Source organism: Methylobacterium sp. 1030 (assembly GCF_040544715.1).
Lineage (GTDB): Bacteria > Pseudomonadota > Alphaproteobacteria > Rhizobiales > Beijerinckiaceae > Methylobacterium.
Genome location: NZ_JBEPKM010000054.1, coordinates 1 through 4,191, shown reverse-complemented (window position 1 = coordinate 4,191; position 4,191 = coordinate 1). Strand labels below are relative to the sequence as shown.

At 60.7% G+C, this 4,191-nt stretch carries 7 protein-coding genes and 2 pseudogenes; 3 read left to right on the top strand and 6 right to left on the bottom strand.

All coding sequences use genetic code 11. The annotated features are described in order from the left end of the window. Positions 1–85 (top strand): annotated as a pseudogene (locus tag ABIC30_RS31595) (IS5/IS1182 family transposase); the annotation flags it as partial. A 523-nt stretch (positions 86–608) separates the two neighbouring features. Further along, entirely contained in the window at positions 609–998 is a 390-nt protein-coding gene (locus ABIC30_RS31920; protein WP_494920578.1) for a ribosome modulation factor, read from the top strand. A gap of 83 nt (positions 999–1,081) precedes the next feature. Here ABIC30_RS31920 and ABIC30_RS31585 read toward each other — a convergent pair whose 3' ends face one another. The 6 genes from ABIC30_RS31585 to ABIC30_RS31560 all read right to left on the bottom strand — a co-directional run bounded on the left by ABIC30_RS31585 (position 1,082) and on the right by ABIC30_RS31560 (position 3,636). Continuing rightward, a complete protein-coding gene (locus tag ABIC30_RS31585) occupies positions 1,082–1,588 on the bottom strand; it encodes a hypothetical protein (RefSeq protein ID WP_354456822.1) in 507 nt (168 codons plus the stop codon). Positions 1,589–1,791: 203 nt separating this feature from the next. Then, the gene (locus ABIC30_RS31580) at positions 1,792–1,941 is read right to left on the bottom strand and encodes a hypothetical protein (protein ID WP_187299633.1); all 150 of its coding nucleotides are present in this window, start codon (positions 1,939–1,941) and stop codon (positions 1,792–1,794) included. Beyond that, positions 1,938–2,168 carry a hypothetical protein gene (locus ABIC30_RS31575; RefSeq protein WP_042670411.1) on the bottom strand — a complete coding sequence of 77 codons (231 nt, stop codon included), beginning with the start codon at positions 2,166–2,168 and terminating at the stop codon, positions 1,938–1,940. The genes ABIC30_RS31580 and ABIC30_RS31575 overlap by 4 nt, the downstream gene beginning before the upstream one ends. Before the next feature lie 59 nt (positions 2,169–2,227). Then, positions 2,228–2,509, bottom strand: a complete 282-nt coding sequence (locus ABIC30_RS31570; protein WP_354456821.1) for a hypothetical protein — start codon at positions 2,507–2,509, stop codon at positions 2,228–2,230. 3 nt (positions 2,510–2,512) lie between these two features. After that, on the bottom strand, positions 2,513–2,737 hold the full coding sequence (locus tag ABIC30_RS31565) for a hypothetical protein (RefSeq protein ID WP_128083269.1): 225 nt from the start codon (positions 2,735–2,737) through the stop codon (positions 2,513–2,515). A 680-nt stretch (positions 2,738–3,417) separates the two neighbouring features. After that, the gene (locus ABIC30_RS31560) at positions 3,418–3,636 is read right to left on the bottom strand and encodes a DUF6894 family protein (RefSeq protein WP_042670407.1); all 219 of its coding nucleotides are present in this window, start codon (positions 3,634–3,636) and stop codon (positions 3,418–3,420) included. A gap of 178 nt (positions 3,637–3,814) precedes the next feature. Between ABIC30_RS31560 and ABIC30_RS31555 the strand changes: the two are divergent. Continuing rightward, a pseudogene (locus tag ABIC30_RS31555) lies at positions 3,815–4,108 on the top strand (helix-turn-helix domain-containing protein); the annotation flags it as partial. Between the last annotated feature and the right edge of the window lie 83 nt (positions 4,109–4,191).

Sequence of the window (4,191 nt, the reverse complement as noted above, 5' to 3'; positions counted from 1 at the left end):
TGCCAGCACCCTGGCAGACCTGCACCTCGTCGCTTTCGTCTGCCTCATGCTCAGACAGGCCGCTCAACTCGCCACAGGTTCATAACAGCCTCTAGCGGCGCCCTATTTCGCGACATCGTGCAGAACTATGGGCGGCAGATGGCGAAGGCGGATTGGGGCCTTGGGAACAGATCGCCCGCTCGCGTGTCTTCCTATTACCTCAAGCATCGATTCATCTCAGCCCGCCCGGCCTAATGCCGCGGCGGGCTTCTTGTCTTGGCTTCATAGGAGCATGGTTTTGATACGTTTCACGGTCTCATATGCAAACGGAACAGGTGCGGTAATCACAAGCCATGACACGACCCAGTCGGCTTACGAAGAGGCTCGTGAGTATATCCGCAAAGGCTACCATGATGTGGTGCTGACGGATCTCGGAACAGGTGCGAGAAGTAGTTCGACAGATATCAAAAAAAATCTTGAGCGGATCGACGAGTTTTACCGCGATGCGTGTTAGGTCCAATGCTCGGGCGCCCTCCCGCTGATGGCCAACTGCAGGCAGCCGCGAGGGATCTTCGAAGGGTCACAACGGGTTGGATATCTTAAACAGGCTTCGCCTGAAGGAGGGCGTCATGGATCTGCGCCAATCGCCGACACTGAAGGTAATTTCTGAAGGGGCTCACGCCCGCGTTGTCGGGCGCCCCAAAGATGCTTGCCCATATCCAGCCCGTTCGCCCGAGCGGAAGGCTTGGCTCGAAGGTTACGATGGTACGCCAAGCGAGGATGGGCCTGAATCTCCGATTGCGGACGCCTGTTCGACGCGCAACGTCGGGCGATACTCACCGCTGAACCGCCTCAATGTTGTATTCAGAGGCCGAGGTCGGCTGACAGGCGTGCCGCTCCCGGTTCTTGTCGGTCTGCCTCTTGCGGCCATAGCAGTAGCCGGCCTGCGCCAATCGCCCGCTCAGTCGGGCGCGGAGGCGGCACTGTTTACGGACAACGACGGGTCGGCGCCCCCGTAGACTTGCGAGGCCTTGAGCTCCGCGGTCAACAACTCGAGAACACTCGGAAGCTGCTGCTGTGCGTGAGCCTCACCAACACAAGCCTATTCATTTGCCTGCTGCGCCTCGCAGGTGGTGGACCCCGGATAGACGTAGAGAGCAAACCCCGTTGCTTCAATGTTCGCCAACCGGTCTCTTTCGGCCGAACCAATCAGCCCACTTGCGAATGCACTGACCTGAGCGGCAGACCAGTTCGGTAGCAAAGCCGCGATCAACCCTCGACACGCCTGGTCAAATTTCTGGCGCGCCTTGATGTCCCGAAGGTCCACGGACATCCAACGGGTGATGATGATCGTGGCGGCAGGTTGCGAGTCGTACGCGTGAGCCGTGAGTGAAAGCCCTGGTCCCAGCTTCCAGGTACATGTGCCGGGCGAAAGCTGCGGTTCGCCGCAGGTTGCCGTGCCCCAATCGATTTGCTCACCAAGCCGGGCGGACGCCGCATTGATGCGAGATGCGGCGTCCGTGGCTGGAAAGCCGAAGTGCTGTCCAAGCGCTGAGCTCGGCGCGATGGCGGGCAGGATGGCGAGAACGGCAGCGAAATGACGAGTCATCGCCTCCTCCGGGGTTGCTAATCACCCTAAGGCGCGAGCCGGTCGGGCCGCGCTCGATTACTCCTACCTATTTAGTACTGAAGCCGCGGATGTGCCGCTCATTTCAGATAGCCATTCTCTTTCGTGCGCTCGTGTGATGCAGATGCGTGGCGGTGGACGAACGCGTCGCATAGCGCTGTCGGCTGTCGGCTGTGTCAGAGCATTCATGTCAGCCGGTCTCGCCCAGCTGCCCCCCACTCGCCGGCACCTCCCGGCGCGACCAAATCGAGCGCCTGTCCGAGCACGCCGTAACCCCCGGTCCCCTCGCCGTTCTCGTCGATGAAGATGATGCCGGTGGCTTCAAGGTCGCTCACCGCAGAAGCCTGACCGTCATGCTTGCACTGGTCATGAACGCGGCCGCCGCGAAAGCCGCGACGCTGAACCACCAAAGCACGCGGTCGTACACGGAGGGTCTATGGTAGCCGATGAGCGGATCCTCGATCCACCCAATCGGCTGGGTGGGGTCGCTAAGCAGCAGCCGGTTGAGGCTTTCGGGTAATGGGCGCACTTGCCGGTTGGGGACGTCCCTATCCTTGGCCATGCTCTACCTATCTGCGAGCACCTCGCCTGCCGCGCCTGCTCCACGAGCCGAGGTTGGGGTCAGACAGGATTGGCGAGGACATAGTCGATTATAGCGGCGAATGTGTAGGGCTCGCTCGACAGGTATCCGCTTCCTGCGCCGGGCATCGCATCAAAGGCACGTTGCCCTACCTGCCCAGCCGCACGCATCGCTTCACTGGGTTCCCGCAGCTCTTTCAAGACGGCACGGACGATGGCTTCGACATCCTCATGATTTGCAAGTAGAGATCGATGCTCGCAGGCATCAAACGCCGCCGCACATAGGCGTTTGATATCTGAGTTCATGGCGAACGTGGTAGGCATGCTTCAACTTCCGTTGCGATTGTTCGAATGAACAAGCCGAGTGAGTACCTCCTCAAAGCGCGCGTCTCTTTTAACTCCATCCACGACGGACGCCGTCGCGATCAAATCGCGCTGCATGTCGGGCTCCAATAAAGGCCATGCCAAGATCACGGCCGCCCCTAATTGAGCCAAGGCGACGATGTCCTGTTCGCCGTGCGTCTCGATAAGCGCACGATCTTGATCAGCCATGAAAGCCTCCTGCTTGGCGTCCGGCATACGCCACCGGGAGGGAACGCGCGACGGCTAGGAAAGGAGCGCCCTAGAGGGCCGGAGCGCGAATGGTGCCGGCCTCACTTCAGGGAGCCTTTCAATTTCAGGCGCTCGTTCGGCGTTGATGCATACCGAGCGACGAGCACGTCGCATAACATTGTCGGTCGTAGCCGGTATTAGGGCTCCCAAGTCACCTTGCCCCGCTCCCGCCGACCTCCCGCCTGCCGTTACCTCCTGACGCAACCAGATTTCTGCGGGTTGTGCTGTGAGGCTCCGCCTGCCGATGGCCAGCTGGAGTTCCGCCGCTAAAAGGCGTGCTTTGATCACTGGGAGCGGGATCGTTCCGCGCGCTTCCTAGCTCGGCGCCCCGAGAGGGCGCGATACTTTTTTGCGGGATGTATTTGGGGCCAAATAACTTATCTACGCAAAAGTCTGCGATAATAAGCAATTGAACCGCATCAAATGATAGATGGATCCACGATAAAAATCTGCTAAATGCAGCTCTTGAAACAGACGAGAGCCTTGATGCGCGACTCAGCCTCGGCGGGCTTGGAAGTTCCGGTAACACCTCCGGATGTCATCCCGACACCTGAGACGCCCATCCTCCGCGAACACATCCGCCGGACCCTGCGCAAGCTCCCGCGCCCGGCGGCCGGTGTTCAGTACAGCTGAAGGGAGCGAAGCACGACGCCATCGGCGGTGTGGATTTCTACGCACCATCGCTCGTCAGGATCGGGCAAATCGCCCTGCGAATGCATATCGGCGATGAGTTGCGCCGCCTCAGCTACGTCGAATTCGATCGAGCGTGCCAGTACGCCCTCCTCATCTTCGATAAGTGCGTCTGGCCCTTTAAGGCGAAAATAAAAGCGCTCTGCCATGTCGCTCCTGCGCGCGTCGTCGGCGCAGCTCCGACAAAGCAAGGTTAACGTCAACTGACCGCACTTATGGTCAAGCGGATCTGCCAGGGCGATTAGTTCAATTGGTCACCTAGAGCCGGTCCCGTGCCGCTTGAGACGGGTTGGCGGGTAGCGCGTTGGTGGGTGAAGGAGCACGCCGATGCCTTCACCTTTGTCCGTCGACTTACGCGAGCGTGTCGTGGCTGCCGTGGCGGCAGGAGCCTCGTGCCACCGAGCCGCGGCTCGCTTTGGGGTCAGCGTCTCCAGCGCCAGCCGCTGGTCGCAGCGCGCCCACCAAGAGGGCCATGTCGCGCCCAAGCCGATGGGCGGCGATCACACCTCGAAGCGCATCGAGGCGCATGCCGGGCTGATCCTGAGGATCTCCAAGCAGGAGCCGCGTCTTTTCCTGCGCGAGGTGCGCGACCGGCTGGCTGAGCAGGGCTGTCAGGCGACACGGCAAACTGACCCCCTGACGCCATGAGGACCTGACCCCCTCGATGAGCGAGGAGGTCGAGATGATCAGGAACGAGGATCAGG

Bases quoted from the DNA above. Each gene is read 5' to 3' on its own strand.
- ABIC30_RS31920 (WP_494920578.1), top strand. From the start codon at position 609: ATGGATCTGCGCCAATCGCCGACACTGAAGGTAATTTCTGAAGGGGCT.
- ABIC30_RS31585 (WP_354456822.1), bottom strand. From the start codon at position 1,588: ATGACTCGTCATTTCGCTGCCGTTCTCGCCATCCTGCCCGCCATCGCG.
- ABIC30_RS31575 (WP_042670411.1), bottom strand. From the start codon at position 2,168: ATGGCCAAGGATAGGGACGTCCCCAACCGGCAAGTGCGCCCATTACCC.
- ABIC30_RS31570 (WP_354456821.1), bottom strand. From the start codon at position 2,509: ATGCCTACCACGTTCGCCATGAACTCAGATATCAAACGCCTATGTGCG.
- ABIC30_RS31565 (WP_128083269.1), bottom strand. From the start codon at position 2,737: ATGGCTGATCAAGATCGTGCGCTTATCGAGACGCACGGCGAACAGGAC.
- ABIC30_RS31560 (WP_042670407.1), bottom strand. From the start codon at position 3,636: ATGGCAGAGCGCTTTTATTTTCGCCTTAAAGGGCCAGACGCACTTATC.